The organism is Methylobacterium sp. J-026, from assembly GCF_022829585.1.
In the GTDB taxonomy this organism is placed as follows: Bacteria; Pseudomonadota; Alphaproteobacteria; order Rhizobiales; family Beijerinckiaceae; genus Methylobacterium.
The window spans coordinates 1-300 of sequence record NZ_JAKSYC010000013.1 but is presented as its reverse complement, the minus strand read 5'-3'; the positions used below and the strand labels follow the sequence as shown (position 1 = coordinate 300).

The window sequence follows — 300 nt, the reverse complement described above, 5'->3', positions numbered from 1 at the left end:
TTGCAGCACCCCGTGACTTTGGCCCGCGGCTGTTGCCGAGATGATACAGAAGCGATCCGCCACCCTGCCACAGAATAGGCCCGCCATCGGGTGTTCAGCCCCATCATGCCGATCCGGCCCGAGCACCGCTTTTTCTATCCGATCGACTGGCGCGAGCTATCGATGGCGATCCGCTTCGGCCGGGCGCAGGGCCGCTGCGAGAGCTGCGGCCGGCCACACGGTCGCATGGTCTATCATCTGGGCGACGGGCGCTGGTGGGACGCGGACGCTAGCCGCTGGCGCGACGGCTGGGGCAGACGG

1 pseudogene is annotated in these 300 nt (G+C 68.0%); it reads left to right on the top strand.

What is annotated here, in order from left to right:
• Positions 1-105: 105 nt before the first annotated feature.
• A pseudogene (locus MKK69_RS00265) lies at positions 106-300 on the top strand (hypothetical protein); the annotation flags it as partial.